General features: G+C 32.0%; 17 protein-coding genes. 2 read left to right on the top strand and 15 right to left on the bottom strand.

The features are described from left to right. Nucleotides 1–2: 2 nt before the first annotated feature. From rfbD to ABD730_RS14290, 8 genes are read right to left on the bottom strand one after another with little or no spacing between them, the layout of a single operon-like run. Nucleotides 3–854, bottom strand: a complete 852-nt coding sequence (gene rfbD, locus ABD730_RS14325; RefSeq protein ID WP_344715583.1) for a dTDP-4-dehydrorhamnose reductase — start codon at nt 852–854, stop codon at nt 3–5. Further along, nucleotides 851–1,396: a dTDP-4-dehydrorhamnose 3,5-epimerase gene (rfbC, locus tag ABD730_RS14320; RefSeq protein WP_344715580.1), complete on the bottom strand. Its 546-nt coding sequence runs from the start codon at nt 1,394–1,396 to the stop codon at nt 851–853. The genes rfbD and rfbC overlap by 4 nt, the downstream gene beginning before the upstream one ends. A gap of 1 nt (nt 1,397) precedes the next feature. Further along, nucleotides 1,398–2,261 carry a glucose-1-phosphate thymidylyltransferase RfbA gene (rfbA, locus tag ABD730_RS14315; protein WP_334468643.1) on the bottom strand — a complete coding sequence of 288 codons (864 nt, stop codon included), beginning with the start codon at nt 2,259–2,261 and terminating at the stop codon, nt 1,398–1,400. Nucleotides 2,262–2,315: 54 nt separating this feature from the next. Beyond that, nucleotides 2,316–3,332 carry a dTDP-glucose 4,6-dehydratase gene (gene rfbB, locus ABD730_RS14310; protein ID WP_344715578.1) on the bottom strand — a complete coding sequence of 339 codons (1,017 nt, stop codon included), beginning with the start codon at nt 3,330–3,332 and terminating at the stop codon, nt 2,316–2,318. Continuing rightward, the gene (locus ABD730_RS14305) at nt 3,325–4,377 is read right to left on the bottom strand and encodes a hypothetical protein (protein WP_344715575.1); all 1,053 of its coding nucleotides are present in this window, start codon (nt 4,375–4,377) and stop codon (nt 3,325–3,327) included. The genes rfbB and ABD730_RS14305 overlap by 8 nt, the downstream gene beginning before the upstream one ends. A 3-nt stretch (nt 4,378–4,380) precedes the next feature. After that, complete coding sequence (locus tag ABD730_RS14300; protein WP_215926410.1) at nt 4,381–6,072, bottom strand: DUF6909 family protein; 1,692 nt, start codon at nt 6,070–6,072, stop codon at nt 4,381–4,383. 27 nt (nt 6,073–6,099) lie between these two features. Then, nucleotides 6,100–7,602 carry a GH3 auxin-responsive promoter family protein gene (locus ABD730_RS14295; protein ID WP_344715573.1) on the bottom strand — a complete coding sequence of 501 codons (1,503 nt, stop codon included), beginning with the start codon at nt 7,600–7,602 and terminating at the stop codon, nt 6,100–6,102. Further along, a complete protein-coding gene (locus tag ABD730_RS14290; RefSeq protein WP_215926406.1) occupies nt 7,602–8,471 on the bottom strand; it encodes a M23 family metallopeptidase in 870 nt (289 codons plus the stop codon). The genes ABD730_RS14295 and ABD730_RS14290 overlap by 1 nt, the downstream gene beginning before the upstream one ends. 190 nt (nt 8,472–8,661) lie before the next feature. Between ABD730_RS14290 and ABD730_RS14285 the strand changes: the two genes are divergently transcribed. Then, nucleotides 8,662–8,838: a twin-arginine translocase TatA/TatE family subunit gene (locus ABD730_RS14285; protein WP_215926404.1), complete on the top strand. Its 177-nt coding sequence runs from the start codon at nt 8,662–8,664 to the stop codon at nt 8,836–8,838. A gap of 55 nt (nt 8,839–8,893) precedes the next feature. Here ABD730_RS14285 and ABD730_RS14280 read toward each other — a convergent pair whose 3' ends face one another. The 3 genes from ABD730_RS14280 to ABD730_RS14270 all read right to left on the bottom strand — a co-directional run bounded on the left by ABD730_RS14280 (nt 8,894) and on the right by ABD730_RS14270 (nt 12,811). Continuing rightward, entirely contained in the window at nt 8,894–9,874 is a 981-nt protein-coding gene (locus ABD730_RS14280; protein WP_334468631.1) for a DUF4837 family protein, read from the bottom strand. Nucleotides 9,875–9,896: 22 nt separating this feature from the next. Beyond that, nucleotides 9,897–11,456, bottom strand: coding sequence for a LysM peptidoglycan-binding domain-containing protein (locus ABD730_RS14275; protein WP_334468629.1), 1,560 nt, complete (start codon nt 11,454–11,456; stop codon nt 9,897–9,899). Nucleotides 11,457–11,623: 167 nt separating this feature from the next. Beyond that, nucleotides 11,624–12,811: a phosphoglycerate kinase gene (locus tag ABD730_RS14270; RefSeq protein WP_215926398.1), complete on the bottom strand. Its 1,188-nt coding sequence runs from the start codon at nt 12,809–12,811 to the stop codon at nt 11,624–11,626. Between the two features lie 64 nt (nt 12,812–12,875). Between ABD730_RS14270 and ABD730_RS14265 the strand changes: the two genes are divergently transcribed. Continuing rightward, a complete protein-coding gene (locus ABD730_RS14265) occupies nt 12,876–14,036 on the top strand; it encodes a DNA polymerase III subunit (RefSeq protein ID WP_334468624.1) in 1,161 nt (386 codons plus the stop codon). A 34-nt stretch (nt 14,037–14,070) separates the two neighbouring features. On the opposite strand, the gene ABD730_RS14260 is transcribed toward ABD730_RS14265, so the two are convergent. The 4 genes from ABD730_RS14260 to mnmG form a co-directional block, all read right to left on the bottom strand. Then, nucleotides 14,071–14,628, bottom strand: a complete 558-nt coding sequence (locus ABD730_RS14260; protein WP_334468622.1) for an OmpH/Skp family outer membrane protein — start codon at nt 14,626–14,628, stop codon at nt 14,071–14,073. A 257-nt stretch (nt 14,629–14,885) separates the two neighbouring features. Beyond that, the gene (locus ABD730_RS14255; RefSeq protein ID WP_344715568.1) at nt 14,886–15,746 is read right to left on the bottom strand and encodes a class I SAM-dependent methyltransferase; all 861 of its coding nucleotides are present in this window, start codon (nt 15,744–15,746) and stop codon (nt 14,886–14,888) included. Between the two features lie 23 nt (nt 15,747–15,769). Then, nucleotides 15,770–16,270: a hypothetical protein gene (locus ABD730_RS14250; RefSeq protein ID WP_215926390.1), complete on the bottom strand. Its 501-nt coding sequence runs from the start codon at nt 16,268–16,270 to the stop codon at nt 15,770–15,772. A gap of 278 nt (nt 16,271–16,548) precedes the next feature. Next, nucleotides 16,549–18,420 carry a tRNA uridine-5-carboxymethylaminomethyl(34) synthesis enzyme MnmG gene (gene mnmG, locus ABD730_RS14245; RefSeq protein ID WP_344715565.1) on the bottom strand — a complete coding sequence of 624 codons (1,872 nt, stop codon included), beginning with the start codon at nt 18,418–18,420 and terminating at the stop codon, nt 16,549–16,551. Between the last annotated feature and the right edge of the window lie 47 nt (nt 18,421–18,467).

Here is an 18,467-nt window from a genome sequence, read left to right as displayed (position 1 = left end):
AGTTAAAGATTAGAAATGGCTTGTGTTAAACTAACTTTCCAATTCGGAATTTTAAGATCTAATAGCTTACTTATTCTTTCAGTATGTAATACACTATACTTAGGTCGTACAGCGGGAGTTGGGTAATCTTTCGTTTCAATTTTATTGAGTGTAATAGAGCTATCACTTAGTTTAAAAATTTCTTTAGCAAAATCATACCAACTTACCACACCTTTATTACTGTAATGATAGACACCATAGCTAGTATTTTTAGACTCAATAAGTCTTAGAATCATATCTGCTAAATCTCTTGCGTAAGTAGGACTTCCTACTTGGTCACCTACAACACCTATTTCATTGCGCTCTTTAGATAACCTCAACATGGTTTTTAAAAAATTATTACCATATTCTGAGTACAACCACGATGTTCTAATTATAAAATAGTTTTCCAATACATTAGAAATGGCTTGTTCTCCTGCTAATTTCGTTTTACCATACACACCCAAGGGATTCGTAATATCATCTTCTAAATACGGTACTGTTGCTTTACCATCAAACACAAAATCTGTAGAGACATGAATTAAAGTGACATTAAATTTCTTACAAGATTCTGCTAATAGCTTTGCTCCTATATGATTTACCTTATCTACTAACTCTATTGCTTCTTCGGCCTTATCTACAGCTGTATAAGCGGCACAATTAATACAATAGTCAAACGTATGGTCTTTAAGTGCATCTTCGATATTGGCTGTGTTTGTAATATCTAAATCAGATGACGATTTAAAAACAAATTGAATATTGGGATGTTTAACAGCCAAACTTTGAAAGCATTGTCCTAATTGACCGTCTTTCGCAGTCACAAGTACATGTATCATAATTTAGCGTCTTTTAAAGTCGGTAATATGAGGTCTTTTTCTGAAAGTATAAAATCTGAACTAGGCAGTTGCCAATTGATATTTAAATCTTTATCATTATATATGATGCCAGCTTCTGATGCTTTATGATAGTAATTATCACATTTGTAGCTAAAAATGGTTTCATCTTCTAAAACAATAAAACCATGTCCAAAACCTCTTGGTACAAATAATTGGGTTTTATTGTTTTCTGAAAGCTCTATAGAAATATGTTCCCCAAACGTTTTAGAACCTTCTCTGAGATCTACCGCAATATCTAATACTGCACCTTTAACAACTCTTACTAATTTGGCTTGCGCATACTCGCCTAATTGATAATGCAGGCCTCTAAGCACTCCTTTTGAAGATTTTGACTCATTATCTTGAACAAAATTAATATCTAAACCTAGCGCCTTATTAAAGGTTTTTTGGTTGTAATTTTCAACAAAATAACCACGTTTATCGGAAAATACTTGAGGTTCTATTATAAAACACCCTTTTAATTTGGTTTCTTTTACAATCATTTTATTCTGAGACTAAACTTAATAAGTGTTTTCCATAACCACTTTTTGTTAATGGTTTCACCACTTTTATAAATTGTTTTTTATCAATATAACCCATGCTATATGCGGCTTCTTCTATCGACCCTATCTTTAAACCTTGACGTTCTTCTATAACTTGTACAAATTGAGATGCTTGCATTAAAGATTTAAAGGTACCTGTATCTAGCCACGCTGTGCCTTTATCTAATACACTAACTTTTAATTTTCCTTGGGTTAAATAGGTTTTATTAACATCTGTTATCTCTAATTCTCCACGTTTACTAGGCTTTATATTTTTAGCGATGTCTACAACTGAGTTATCATAAAAATAAATACCTGGAACCGCATAATTTGATTTTGGTTTTTTAGGCTTCTCTTCAATAGAAACAGCTATGTCATTTTCATCAAACTCTACAACTCCGTATCGTTCGGGATCGTGCACATGATAAGCGTAAATAATACCTCCATCTGGATTATTATTTTGTTGCAATAAATCTGCTAAACCCGTACCATAAAAAATATTATCACCAAGAATTAACGCCACCTTATCGTCTCCAATAAATTCTTCTCCAATAATAAAGGCTTCTGCTAATCCGTTTGGTGACTCTTGAACGGCATACTCAAAATTACAACCATAGGACTTTCCATCTCCTAACAGCTTTTTAAATAAAGGTAAATCTTGAGGTGTAGAAATAATTAAAATATCCTTTATACCAGACCACATCAAAGTAGAAATAGGATAATAAATCATGGGTTTATCATAAATAGGCATTAACTGCTTACTTACCGCCAAAGTTAATGGATGCAATCTTGTACCAGATCCTCCTGCTAAAATTATTCCTTTCATCCTCAGTGTATTTTTGAAAAATTACCATTCAGTTTAAAAAACTGAGTACTAATTCTATTCGTTTTTATATTTATTTAAGTACCACTCAATGGTTTTAACGATTCCTGTTTCAAAATTTTCATCAGCTTGCCAACCTAATTCTGTTTCAATTTTAGAGGCATCAATAGCATACCTAAAATCATGTCCTGGCCTGTCCTTTACAAAGGTAATTTGTTCCGAATAGGCTTTGTTTTTGGGTTTTAAATCGTCTAAAATATCACAAATTTTATGTGCTATATATAAGTTATCGCGTTCATTTTTCCCACCAATATTATAGGTTTCTCCAGCTTTACCATTCTGAAACGCTATATCTATTCCTTTACAATGATCTTCTACATACAACCAATCTCTAATATTCTTTCCATCACCATAGATTGGAATAGGTTCGCTATTCAAGGCTTTTCTAATAATGGTTGGTATAAGCTTTTCATCGTGTTGTTTTGGACCATAATTATTACTGCAGTTGGTGGTTACAACATTCATTCCGTAGGTATGAAAATAGCTTCTTACAATAAAATCAGACGATGCTTTTGAAGCGCTATACGGACTATTAGGCGCATAAGGCGTGTCCTCTGTAAACAAACCTGTTTCACCTAAAGTACCATAGACCTCATCTGTAGAAATATGATGAAATCTATTAGTTTCGCATGCCTTTTTAAATGAAAAAGGAGCATCCATCCAATGGTTTTTGGCTATATTTAATAAATTAAAAGTGCCATAAACATTAGTATTAATAAAGGCATCTGGATGTTTTATAGAATTATCTACATGAGATTCTGCTGCAAAATGAATAACATCAGTAAATTGATGTTTAACAAAAAGATCGTTTACAAGCGTTGTATCGCAAATATCTCCTTTAATAAACTCGTAATTACTATTTCCTTCTAGTTTTTCTAAATTAGAAAGCTCACCTGCATAAGTGAGCTTATCTAAATTAACAACTTTAATGTTTTTATAACGTTCTAAAAAATAGACTATAAAATTAGATCCTATAAAGCCCGCTCCACCTGTTATTAAAACTGTTTTATTCATAATCTTTAATATATTTGAATGCTTTTAATACTAAAAACCATAGGGTAAAAAGAACTAAAGCTATCGCAGGAAATAAAAGACGATAACTGTACTCAAAACTCTTATCTTTTTTCCCTAATTTATCAAAAGGTGCTAGGATATCGAAAAAAGTATTTTCCTCTGCTATCGTTCGGTTTAATTCATTTAACTTATATCGTATCCCTTGCTCTCTTAAAAACAGCTCATATTCTTTAGTCGCTCTTTTCTCTTCTTGAAGCGGAAGCATACTTCCTGTTCCAAAAACTAGATTTCTATTTTTAGATTCCTCTCTTATCGCTGCCAAATATGTTTTTTGAATGCTATCTAAACGTGATAATTCTGTTGTTAAAGATAAACGATCTATATAGGCCATTGTGTCTCTTACACGCTTTTGATGCTTTGAAAACTCATTCTCAAAAGTCTTTCTAAACCCTTCTTGTAGTCTTGGAAAAATAGAGATATCATTCGATTTTGCTTTTATAGCAAACACTCTTCCTGACATAAAATCTCTTTTATCTATATAATCTTTATAAGTAAGTTCATCTACAAGAGATGTATCAATAGACTTAATATATTCATCATATTCAATAAATAAATCATTTTGCGTCTCAGGACCAGCTTCTAAATCAAAACCTATTAATTCTTTAGCGCTTAGAGTGTCTATTTCAAAAATACTAGACAATTCTTTTACGTTTTTAGAACTAATTAATGCATTAAAATAATTGATATTACTAGATAATTGATATTTAGAATCAAAGTACGGTTTTACCAACATCTCTGAATAATAAACAGGATCATTTGTCTTTTCATAAATGTAACCTAGTATTACCGTTACTGTTAATATAACTACAACCACTTTAAAATGTACTACAAGAGGCTTTATTGTGTAGATAATAGCAGAAAAAATCCCCTTGAATATGCTACCTATAAAATTAAATAATCTTTGAAATAAATTTCCTATAGCACTAAAAAATTGTCCTAAATCTATCTCTTCACTATCGTTTTGTTGTGGTAATTTTTCACTCATTGGTTATGAATTAAATATTTGTTCTAGTATTTTTTTTGTAATCACGTAAGTTGGTTTTACACCAGAAGTTCCTAACCCTCCAGAGGCTAATGTGCCACCAGTTTCTAATGGATTATCACTAGCGTAGTAAGCATATCTTACCTTTACATCTTCATTAATGCTTCCTCTTACTCTAGAAGCTGCTTGTATTGCTTTTTGGTAATGTGCACCTTCCATCTCTAAACCAATAACATTCCATGTTGATTTTTTAAAGAATTTTAAAATCTCTTTATTTTGAAGTGAAGTTCCCAAAACGGTAACCATTGTACCTTCATAAACAGAAACGCCACAATCTGATAAATCATCCTTACTCAACTCATTTTTAAAGGGATAATTATCTGCTGTACCTTCAAAAATATGTGCATTAGGAATCATAACATCACCTTTACCTCCTTCTAAAATGCCCGCTTTTCCCATTATTGAAATAGACTTCACATCTAAGTGTACATTTTTATCATCAACTTTTATAGGTTTTAAAAACTCATCTAAAGTCTCATAAGCTTGCTCTCCAAAAGCATAATCCATTACAAATATTACAGCTTTATTATCCTTTACCTCTTCTAAGTATTTAAATTCTGATTTAGAAAAATCAATTTTATCCGTATCAAAAATTTGAACATCTATGTTGGTTCCAGACGTGTCTTTTATATAAATCATGCCGTTCTGCAACGCAGATTTTTCTACTTTATTGCGTAATGCAGAATTTTTAGAATCACTTAAAGCTTCATAAGTTTGAAAAATGTCTTTTTTAGCATCAGCGCCCTTAAGTGCTCCTTTAGCAAATAAGGAATTCATTACACTGTGCATATTAGCACTAATGATATGAATTGGGCGCTCTAACAAACCGTTTTTGTGTAACGTAGCTTTAATCGTATCTGCCCAAATTTCTCCGTGAATATGGTGTCCTAATCGTTCTCTTAAAACAGGACTAAAGGTTATTGTACGCTTATTGTTATTAATGGTTTCTTCTATGGCCAATTTACCCAACCAATATACAATTTGTAATAAACGTTCTGGTTGATTTTCAGTAGCAAATTTTGGATACGCTTCTGTTAATTCATTAAACGTTCTACCTAATATATTAGCGGTATGTGTAATGGCAATTTCGCGTTCTTTTTGGGTTAGTTTCTTAGTAGAGTTAACAGCATTTTCTAGTTTTTGCCAGTCTCTAACTGTAGAACCATCTTCATCGATAATAACGCGTTTACTGATTTTATGAGACTCTACAAACAAAAACGTAAGATGCGTTAAAATATCATAAATCTCAGAGCGACCTCTCGTGATTTCGATATTCATTTGCTCATTATCTATACGATAGCAATTACGCCTTCTTTTAGGTGGAATTATAGCTTTAAAATGCGAATTAGCATAACCTTCATCACTGGTAAGATTGATAAACGTACACTCTTCAATACCTTGTGGTAAGCGGTCTACAACATAAAGCAAACCCTCTAATTCTGCTTTTTCATCCCCAATAGAACCATATATTTCTGGACGCAAAAGCAATAACGCTTCTCGTAATGTTTCTCCAGAAACACCCATAGGTTTATAAAATCCTCTATTAAAAAGGTGACGCATTGTAATATACATGCGTTCTATAGCGCTAGAACTTTCTTGTGCTCTAGTTCTTTCGTGTTTTTTCTTAGTTGTACTCATACTCTATTTTAACCTACAAATATAGCGTTATTTCGCTAAATTTAGTTGATACATCATGTCTGCTATCTTTCTATCGTTAGAAAGTCTAGGGATTTTATTTTGCCCTCCTAATTTCCCAATAGATTTCATATACGTCTGAAATCCGTTAGTCACAATTTTAGTGATTTTTAAAGGTCTAAGCACCTTTCCTTCAATTAAATCTAAATAATAACTGTTTTGTTGTTGTAAAGACTGCTCTAAAGCTATAATAAAATCTTGCAAATTTTCTGGTTCATTTTCAAACTCAATTAACCATTCGTGATATGGTAAGCCTTCCTCTGGATTTATTTGAGGTGCAACCGTAAACTCATTTACAGATATCGATGTATTTGCTGTAGCTTCTTTTAAAGCTTGCTCTACTTCTTTTCCTATAACATGCTCTCCAAATGCTGAAATAAAATGTTTTATGCGTCCACTTACAATCACGCGATAGGGTTTTAATGATGTAAACTCTACAGTGTCTCCAATATTGTATGCCCAAAGTCCTGCTGTAGTAGAAATAATCATTACATAATTTACATTTAACTTTACTTCTCCAATAGTGATCCGTTTAGGATTATCTTCAAAAAAATGTTCTGCTTCAACAAACTCATAAAATATACCTGAATTTAATTGAAGTAACATACCTCGTTCATTCTGTTTATCTTGAAAAGCGAAAAAACCTTCACTTGCTGGATACAATTCTATACTATCTACTTTTCTTCCTATTAAGTTTTCAAATTTTGCGCGATAAGGCTCATAATTGACACCTCCAAAAATGAAAAGATTAAAGTTTTTAAAGAGATCTCCAACATTTTTACCTGACTTTTCAATCAGTTTTTCAAAATACATTTGTACCCAAGACGGAATTCCCGAAATGATACTCATATCTTCATTTATGGTCTCATCTACAATAGCTTCAACTTTAGTTTCCCAATCATCAATACAATTCGTTTCTAAACTTGGCATTCTATTTTTTTGAAGATATTTAGGTACATAATGCGCTACAATCCCTGATAATCTCCCCAGTTTTATACCATTCTTTTCTTCTAAAATAGGACTGCCTTGAAGAAAAATCATTTTGCCATCTACAAATTTAGAATGTCCTGTTTCATAGATATACATTAAAATCGCATTTCTAGCGGCTTCAACATGCGTTGGCATACTTTCTTTTGTAATTGGAATATATTTAGCTCCAGAGGTTGTTCCTGAAGTTTTAGCAAAGTAAATAGGTTTACCCTTCCACAGAACATCTTCTTCACCACTAACAACACGTTCTACATAAGGCTTTAATTCTTCATAATCTCTAATAGGAACATTAGCTTGAAAATCTTCATAAGTAGCTATAGCACTAAAATTATGGTCTTTTCCAAAAGCCGTTTGCTTGGCCTGAGCAATTAAATTTTGAAAAACGTTTTGTTGCGTTTCAACAGGCTTAGATGACCATTTTTTAATTCGCTTTGCGACGTATTTAGCAAAGGGTTTTGAAAGCGCAGCTTTTAATGATGCCATTATTCGAAATTAATAAAGTTAGTTGGGTTTACTGGGTAACCTTTACTCCAAAGTTCAAAATGAAGGTGTGGTCCTGTGGTTAATTCACCAGCATTACCAGACATGGCAATAACTTCTCCAGATTTTACAATATCTCCTTGAGCTTTTGTAATTGCTGAGTTGTGCTTATAAACAGAGATTAACTCTCTATTATGTTCTATAATGACCACATAGCCCGTTTCTACCGTCCATTCTGCAAAAATAACAGTGCCATCTGCTGTTGCTTTTACAGGAGTATTAACTGCAACAACAACATCTACCGCATAATGTTTTTCTTCTAAATTATAACCTTCTGAAATGGTACCATTTACTGGCGGAAACAACACATAATTAGACTGATCTCCAGAAACTTCAAACAAATTATACTTATCTTCTTTAGCAACTTTTTCTCTTAACAACGAATCTTCCCTATTTGTAGGTACTTGTAAAATATCAAGATCATTTTTAGCTGCTTCTATAACTGAATCTCTATTAAATTCTAAAGTAGCAACATCTCCTGTGAGTACTTTTCTTATAGAGGCATAATAGCGTTTGTTTAACTCTAATTCTTGTACCAAAGAATCGGTTTTATAATTTAACATGGTTGCTTTCTTTTTTAGCTTAGCAGAGGAATATCCTGGAATATATTCTCTTAAAGGTGTGAATGCAATTAATAAAACCGTGAAAAACACGAGTGATATAGCAGAAAGCGATGTTAAAATAAAAACGTTGAGACGTGTTAGCTTTATAGCAAAACGCTCCTCAAAAGTGTCTTCATTTAGTATGACCAAACGATACTTGTGAAGTAACTTTTTAGTGAATTTCTTTTCCTTTTTTTTATTCTTTGCCATTAAAACAAAATTAGTTAAAATACTTAAATAGCGCCATGATAAAATATTAAAGTTAGCTGAGCTTATTATAACATAATAATAACAATAATAAAACACTCATTTGCCTTTATTATAAGCTCAAAGTTAAAATAGAATGAACAACGCTATAATTAAACTATAATTACTAACTTTGCGGTCTAAATTATAAGTTATGAGTTTAAGCATTATACCTTTAATGATTGGATGGCCTCAAGTAATTCTAATTGCTGTAGTTGTTTTATTACTATTTGGTGGTAAAAAGATTCCTGAACTAATGAAAGGTTTAGGTAGTGGTTTAAAAGAATTTAAAAAAGCAAACAAAGACGAGTCTGCTGACGATAAAGAATAGAGACCTCAAAACAAGAAACATAAAAAAAGCCAACTTTAAAAAGTTGGCTTTTTTGTTACTTAATAGTGATTGATTTAATCATAGCTTCTAGCTCAAAAATATAGTCTCGTTTTGGTAATGACGGTGCATATACATAGCCATCTGCAACTAAATAACGATTGTTTATTTTATCTTCAATAGCATATGTAATAAAAGGTCCTGCCATTGTAAAACCTTTCATTTCCCACATACCTCTTACTTCGTAAGCGGGTTTATTATCAATAATAGTTTTGAACATTGAAGGAGCGTAAGCATCTTCTACAGCCATATAAATACCATCTTCTCCTGGTATTTTAGTTTTTGTAATGTTATCACGCATTTTTATAATATCTATAATTGTACTATCTCCTTTAGAAATCGTTTCCATAGGCACTTCATAAACCATTAAATCTATGGTTTTGGTATTACTAAGACTTTTTCTAATCCAAAAGAAATCATCGTCTGCTTTACCAATTTTATAAGCTGAAGGCATATCTATAGTTATTCCAAACTTATTTTCCATGTCTTTATCTTCCAATAATGACAAGTTAATTCTTCTTAGCTTCTCTTTTACTTCTTCTTTATTAAATGCATCAATTATTTTAGCTTTATTTTCCTGTAATTGCGCAATAATATCATTATCTGTTTTACCAGCAACAACAGCAACAGTTTGTGATTTAGCATAGGCATTATTCACAATTTTAGTTGTTGCTTCAACATCGCCTTTTTCAATTTTAAGTACAATTCTACTTCGTGCTGCGAAACCATCAAATACCTGAGTTGGAATTTGTTTCATGTTAAACATTGGTTCCTCTGTAGGCAAACCATTTAAGGGTGCAGCAAAAATATGTCTTATGCTTTCCCCTACTTTATCTTCCCATAAGATATTATCTACAACAACCGAAATTGTGTTTAAATTCCCATTAGAAGCGGGTAAGTACAATTGTTTATCCTCTTTTTTTGAATCTCCACACGCTAATAGCAACGCACAAAAGAACACGGTATAAAACGCTCTCATAAGCTTAAGTTTTTGTTGGTTTTTATTTAGACACAACGAGTGTCATTCCTATCTTGAGTTTATTACCACTAATATCGTTCCAATCTTTAATATTTTGAACAGAAACTCCTGAAAATTTTTGTGCAATGGTCCAAAGTGAATCTCCAGACTTTACTTTGTAAGTTTGTTTTCCTGCTGTATTAACAACTTTTTTTACAGGCTTTGAACTGCTTGAAGCACCATGATTTCTAGGATAAATAGTTAATCGTTGCCCTATTTTAAGGTTATTACTTCTTAGACCATTCCATTGTTTTAATTGGCTAACTCTAACGCCATATTTTCTTGCGATTTTACCTAGATAATCTCCATTTTGAACACGATATCTAATTTTAGTGTCATCACTAACAATTTCTGGTAATGGTTTTTCACGCTGATTAAATTCGGCATTAGCAAAAGCGTAGATTTTATCTTCATTAGTGACAAAAGTCCCTATTGCTTCTCTAGGCAATCTTAAAGCATATGTCTTACCTTTAACTTTAGGGATTATATCTAATTTATAAGCCGGGTTTAAAAACTGTAATTCTTCAATTTTAATTCCTGTAGCTTCAGAAACATGATTTAAAGAAATCATTTGTTTCACGTGTACTGTATCGGTTTGAATTAGCTGAAATGCAGGACGTTCAGGCTTAAAACCATGTTCTTTTGCATATTCAAAAATATACATTGTTGCTAAAAACGCTGGTACATAACCTGCCGTTTCTCTTGGTAAATTCTGACGGATATTCCAATAATTTTTAGATCCTCCAGAACGTCTAATGGCTTTATTTACATTTCCGGGTCCCGAATTATATGCGGCTAAAGCCAAATCCCAATCGTTAAAAATACGATACACTCTATTTAAATATTCTGCAGCTGCTTTTGTAGATTTTATAGGATCGCTACGATCATCTACATAACTGCTTACATTTAAATCATGCTCCTTTCCGGTGCCATACATAAACTGCCAAATACCTGTTGCTCCAACTCGTGAACGTGCTCTTGGTTTTAAAGCTGATTCTACAATCGCCAAATACTTCATCTCTAAAGGTATATTTTGATTGTCAAATTCTTGCTCAAACATTGGAAAATAAAAATGACTTAAACCCATTAAACGTTCCAGAGAATTCCGTCTATGCTTAAGATAACTTTTAATCACACTTTCTAATGATGGATTGTATTCTACATTAAAAGGTGTTCGCGCATTAAGCCGCTCTAATCTTGCTTTTAAAGTATCTGTAGAAAGTTCTGGATAATAAACAGGCTCATACTCTAACTCTGTAACCGATTTATATATGGTATCAAAAAGAGAGTTATTATACAGTTCATCTAACCATTTTTTATCGAGTTCTGCAACCTGAGGTAAATCTTTAAGATTTTTAACTCCTAATGTATCAACTTCTACGTCAATCTTTTTTTCAGAAGCGAAAAGCTTACCATCTATAACCGAATCTTTATTTGAAACAACGTCAGACGACTTTTTTGAAATACTATCAGTTTTAGTTTGGGAATATCCACTACAAACAGACAAGCATAAACAAGCTAATAAAAACGTTTTTAATGTCATGTGTTTATATCTTATGTTTTTGAATGGTTAGACACTGTTCATATTCTATCTGTGCTCTAACTGATAAAATTTTGAACAAGCTCGTTTCAATATACATTGAAAATTAATTCGTAAAAGCTCAGCGTATCATAAACGCTGGAACTGCTAAAAATAGTGTTTTTTTACTACTAATCTAATATAGCAGCTATTCCAGGTAAGGTTTTACCTTCAAGGCTTTCTAGCATTGCTCCTCCACCTGTACTAACATAGCTAACTTTATTTTCGAAACCAAACTGTTTTACAGCAGCTACAGAATCACCTCCACCAACTAAAGAAAACGCTCCATTTTTAGTTGCATTTGCTATGGAGTTTCCAAGTTCAATTGTACCATTAGCAAAACTTTGTAATTCAAAAACACCTAAAGGACCATTCCAAAGAATCGTTTTACATTGGTTTACAACGGCATCAAAATTTTCTATAGATTTTGGACCAGCATCTAAACCTTGCCATCCATCAGGAATAGCTTTTACATCACAAATTTGTGTGTTTGCAGTATCACTAAATGCATCTGCAGCAACGACGTCTACTGGTAAGTGAATTTTTACACCTTTAGCTTCGGCTTGTTTTAAAATATCTAAGGCTAATTCCATTTTATCATCTTCACAAATGGAATCTCCAATTTTTCCACCTTGTGCTTTAATAAAAGTAAATGTCATTCCACCTCCAATGATTAAATGATCTACTTTATCTAAGATGTTCTCTATAACTGTAATTTTTGAAGATACTTTTGCACCTCCAAGAACTGCTAAAACAGGTTTTTCACCATCTTCTAAAACTTTTTTAATACTCTCTATTTCTTGAGCCAAAAGACTTCCAAAACATTTATTTTCTGGGAAAAACTCAGCAACAATTGTTGTAGAAGCATGTGCTCTGTGTGCTGTACCAAACGCATCATTTACATAAATATCACCTAATCTAGATAATTGTTCTGCAAAATCTCTATTACCTTCTTTCTCTTCTTCGTGAAAACGTAAATTTTCAAGTAATAATATTTCACCTGGTTCTAAAGCTTTTGCTTTTTCTTCTGCTTCTGCGCCAACACAGTTGCTAGCAAATTTGACTTCAACTCCTAATACATCTTCAATTTTTGGAATAATGTGTTTTAGAGAAAACTCTTCTTGAACACCTTTTGGACGCCCTAAATGCGACATTAAAACACAACTTCCGCCATCTTCTAAAATTTTAATAATTGTAGGCTTTGCAGATACAATTCTAGTAGCATCTGTTACTTCGAAATCATCATTTAATGGCACATTAAAATCTACTCTGATTAATGCTTTTTTATTTTGAAAATTAAAATCGTTTAGTGTCTTCATTTTATAAATTTTGAAACACAAATATAAAGATTAGAAACATAATTTTTTTATATAGTTTTGCTTTATGTTATTTTCAGAAGTTTTAGGTCAAAAACACATAAAAAATCACCTTACTACAAGTGTTGATGCTGGTAGGATTGCACACGCGCAATTATTTGTTGGTCCAGAGGGTTCTGGCACGTTACCAATGGCTTTAGCTTATGCACAGTATATACTATGTAGTAACAAGAACGGTGAAAATACAGGAGGAAACGACTCTTGTAATTTAAAATTTAAGAATTATTCGCATCCCGATTTACATTTTGCTTTTCCTGTAACAACTAGTGATAAAGTAAAAAGCAAACCGGTTTCTAAATATTATCTCGAAGAATGGAGACAACTTTTAGAACAGCAACCTTATGGAAACCTCTTTGATTGGTACAAACTTTTAGGCGTAGACAATAAACAAGGACAAATTGGTGTTGACGAAGCTTTAGAGATTGTAAAATCCTTAACACTAAAGTCTTATGAAGGTGGATACAAGGTCATGATAATTTGGATGGCTGAAAGAATGCACACATCTAGTGCTAATAAATTATTAAAATTAATTGAAGAGCCACCAGAAAAAACAATCTTTATTCTCATTGCTGAAGACGAAGAACAGATCATTAACACCATTAGATCGCGTTGTCAGATTTTACATTTTCCTCCTTTAGCAGAAGAAGCTATTTCTGAAGCTTTAATTAAAAACTATCATATTGAGCAGTCAGTTGCAACTAAAATTGCACATCAAGCCAATGGTAACTATAACAAAGCTTGTGATTTAATTTATCAAGATAGTGAAGATATTCAGTTTGAAAAATGGTTTGTACTCTGGGTACGTTCTGCTTTTAAAGCTAGAGGAAATAAGGCAGCTATTCACGATTTAATTTCATGGTCCGAAGAAATTGCCAAAACAGGACGTGAAACGCAAAAGAAGTTTTTAAGCTTTTGCTTAAACTATTTTAGACAAGCTTTATTACTAAATTATAAAGCTGACGAATTAGTGTATTTAGAGCCAAAATCAGACAACTTTAAACTTGAAAATTTTGCTCCTTTTGTTCACGATTCAAATATTTTAGAAATTTCAGACGAATTACAAGATGCCATTTACCATATTGAGCGTAACGGAAACTCTAAAATTGTGCTTACCGATTTATCTATTAAATTAACACGTTTACTACATAAAAAAAGCCAAGCGTCTTAGGCTTGGCTTTTAAAAAAAATACTTTTTTTTATTTTTATTTAACCTCTTCAGCTGTTTCTGTTGCTTCTTTTTTAGAATCTTTAGCATTATAGGCAGCATTAATTGCTGTAGTTACCGCTTCAGAAATATCATTAGTCTCACTTCCGTACATAACGCTTCCAGCTTCATTTTTACCTAAAATGTATGTATAACCGTTCTTTTTACCATAATCACTAACAAACGTATTTACTTTAGAAATTACAGAATCCATTTCTACACTAAACATTTGTTGCATTTGTTGCTGCTCGTATTGAAATTGTTGTTGTAAACCTTGTTGTTTTTGAGTTAGACTTTGGTACATCTCTTGTCTTGCTTTTGCAGATAAGGTTTGCTCTTTTGCTTGAAACGCTTGAGCTTCGGCCTGAAAAGCTTTACCAATACTATCCATTCTCGCTTTAAAAGCTTCGTCTTTAAGTTTGAATTTATCTTCAATATCAATTTTCATTTGATATTCATTAATAACTTTACCGTTATCTATGAATGCAATTTTTTGTTGTTCTTGACAAGATGCAAATGCAACTAAAACTGTTAAGCCTAAAATTAACTTCTTCATTTTATTTTTATTGTTTAATTGTTTGTGAAAGTATCAAACTTTCATTTTTCTACTTTAATTTAATTTTTGCAAATGTATAAAAGTTAGTTAGTGATTTCCTCTATTTTTTATGTATTGATGTTTTCTATAGAACTTTCTGCTTGTTATTTTAAAAATCAATTAAAAACAAAGCTAAATAAAGCGTTTTAAGCACACTTTAAGATTTTACAATATAATTATACATTTATAGCTGCGATACAAAAATAGCGTTGCTTATATTAAGAATTAGCGTTCTTTAAGACATAAATGTGCGAAGAATACTCTTTAGATCGATTTGCTTTACGATTTGATTGCCATCCAATCCAAAATGCTTTGATTGGGTTCATAACACCAGATTTATATTTTTCTGAAAGTAGACATACATAATAGGCATCAAATTTCATTGGCAACAGTTTCACCAATGCCATATGTTCTTTGCTAAATAATTTTGAAATCGAATTTTTAGAAAAATGCCAAAGGTGTCTTGGCACATCATATGCTGCCCAAAAGTTTTTATAATACTCCGCATCGTAACTTTTATAATTAGGAACAGCAATGACCAAAGTACCATTTGGTTTTAAAAGTGATTTTAACAATGCCGTATGCATTTCTAAATTTGGCAAATGTTCTAAAACATGCCAAAGTGTAATAACATCAAAACTCTGAGGTTTCAATTTTAATAATTCTTCTGTACTAAAAACAGAATTGTTAGTTTTAGAATTTGCAATTTGTCGCGCACTTTCGTTGGGTTCAATTCCTGTAACCTTCCAATTATTATTTAAAGCCGTTTGCAAAAAATCCCCAGTTCCGCATCCAATATCTAAAAGTACTTTAGTTTCGGATTGAAATGAATTGATTAATTTCAATTTTCGTTTTAAAGAAATTTCTCTCACTTTGTGATAAGCAAATTCTAATAGATTTCGCTTCGTATCTGTATGCGAAATATAGTCTTCACTTTTATAATATTCGGATAATTTTTCACCTTCTGGCTGTGGATATGTTTCTAGCATATCGAGCTCCTTATTATATAATAATTGGAACTCTTGTTGGGAAACAGAATGGTCTTTTAGAGTAAGATATGTTCTTGTTGTTTTGGGCACAATTTAAGAATATGATATAATAATTAGTGTATTGTTCTTGGTGTAATTATGTCAGATAATTTTTCAAAAGTAGTACTTAATAACTTTTTTTTCCATTGATGTACTTCAGTTTGTTTGATATGAAAGGTATGTTCACCTATTAAACCAACTATAATTAAAGCGAAATTTTTCTGTCCTTGTTTTTCTAATCTTACTTCTAGGTCATTAATATTAACAGTCATTAATTGCCTTTTAAAAAGTCTTAGATATTTTATTGTGACAATGTCATTATCAATTACCATACTATATATGTAAATATAAGGACGCCTAAAACCAGCTATTAAATTTAAAGCTAGTAATACAAAAACGACACCAATATAAAACAACAATATAGTTACTTGATTTGATGCATTACCTGAAATAAAAATTGAAAGAACAAAAGCAACAAACATCCAACCAAAAATACTAAGAAAGGAATTCACCAAATAATTAGTAAAACTATAGGGTTCTATATCAACAATGTTTTCAGTATTAAGATCTGCCATTAACCTTATCTAATTTTACACCCTTAAAACCCCCTCAAGAGAACAATGGTTTTATCACTACTTTTCGGATTTCTAATAACAAACAATTTGCCATAAATCCATTTTTTATATTCAGTTAGTTCAATTTTGAATATTTAAATTACCCCTTAAAAATTAGTTTCGAAACAAAATAATTCATGTTTCGCAACTAACGAGCGAAGCACCAAGTGGGCGTTTTATACAATTGTTTCACGTGGAACATTACAATATTCATTGTGAGATTTCAACTTTCTTAAGAATTAACGTCCTAAATAAACCAACAAAACAGAAATATCATTTGGATTTACTCCACTAATTCGAGACGCTTGAGAAATAGTTACAGGTTGTATTTTCTCTAATTTTTGTCGTGCTTCTATACTCATTGATTTTAGTTTTGAATAATCAAAACCAACAGGGATTTTTAAGTTTTCTAGTCTATTTAATTTATCGGCGTTGTTCTTTTCCTTTTCAATATAACCCGCATATTTAACTTGTATTTCAGTCTGCTCAATAATCTCTGTATCTAAATCATTATTCTGAATATAGTTTTCTACAGACTCAAATTTACGAACATCATCTATAGTAATATTTGGTCTAGCATACAACTTAAACATCTTATCTTGTTGTTTAACAGCTGCTGAATTTTTAGATTCTAAAACAGGATTTGCCTCTTCTGGAGTAACACTAGTCTCTCTAAAAAACTGAACAAAGGCTTCAGATTTAGACTGCTTTTCTTCCATACGTTTTAATCGTTTTTCAGAAGCTAAACCTAAAGCATAACCTTTAGGTGTTAATCTAAAATCTGCATTATCTTGCCTTAATAATGTTCTATACTCTGCACGTGACGTAAACATTCTATAAGGCTCTTCTGTACCCTTAGTAATTAAATCATCAATTAAAACACCTATATAAGCTTCGTCACGTTGCAATGTAAACGCTTCTTTTTCTTGTACTTTTAAGCTTGCATTAATACCAGCCATTAAACCTTGAGATGCTGCTTCTTCATAACCTGTAGTACCATTAATTTGTCCAGCAAAATACAAACCCTCTACTAACTTAGTTTCTAAAGTATGTTTTAATTGTGTTGGTGGAAAATAATCGTATTCTATAGCATAACCTGGTCTAAAGAACTTTACATTTTCAAAACCAACTACAGAACGCAATGCTTTAAATTGTACATCTTCTGGCAAGGAAGTTGAGAAACCATTAATATAATATTCACAAGTATTCCAACCTTCAGGTTCTACAAATAATTGGTGTCTATCTTTATCTGCAAATCGATTAATCTTATCTTCAATAGATGGACAATATCTTGGTCCAACACTTTTAATTCGTCCATTAAACATTGGTGAGCGATCAAACCCTTCGCGTAATAAATCATGAACCAATTCACTGGTATAAGACATATGACAAGAACGCTGATGAGTTAGTGGTTTTGTAACATCTAAATAGGAAAACTTTTGCGGATCTTCATCTCCGGGTTGTTCTATCATTTTAGAAAAATCTAAAGAACGACCATCGACTCTTGGAGGTGTTCCTGTTTTCATTCGGCCAGATTCAAAACCTAAATTAACGAGTTGTTCTGTAATTCCGGTTGCTGCTCTTTCACCTGCTCTACCTCCACCAAAGTTTTTATCTCCAATATGAATTAGTCCATTTAAAAATGTCCCATTAGTAAGCACTACAGATTTCGCTTTTACTTCGACACCAAGCGATGTTTTTACACCTACAACTTTATGGTTTTCCACTAATAACCCAGAAACCATTTCTTGATAAAAATCGAGATTTTCAGTTCCTTCTAAGAGCATTCTCCAATCTTCAGCAAAACGCATTCTATCGGATTGCACTCTTGGACTCCACATTGCGGGTCCTTTAGATTTATTAAGCATCTTAAATTGAATTGCAGATGTATCTGATACAATTCCGCTATAACCTCCAAGTGCATCAATTTCTCTTACAATTTGTCCTTTTGCAATACCTCCCATTGCAGGATTGCAAGACATCTGTGCAATATTTTGAAGGTTCATGGTAATCAATAATGTTTTGCTTCCCATATTTGCAGCAGCTGCTGCAGCTTCACTTCCTGCGTGACCTGCACCAACAACTATAACATCATACTCTTCATTAAACATATTGAAATCTATTTTTGTTCCACGTGGAACATTATACTATTAAAATT

The sequence above is a fragment of the Winogradskyella damuponensis genome (assembly GCF_039538385.1).
Lineage (GTDB): Bacteria > Bacteroidota > Bacteroidia > Flavobacteriales > Flavobacteriaceae > Winogradskyella > Winogradskyella damuponensis.
This window is presented reverse-complemented; position numbering and strand designations above follow the sequence as displayed.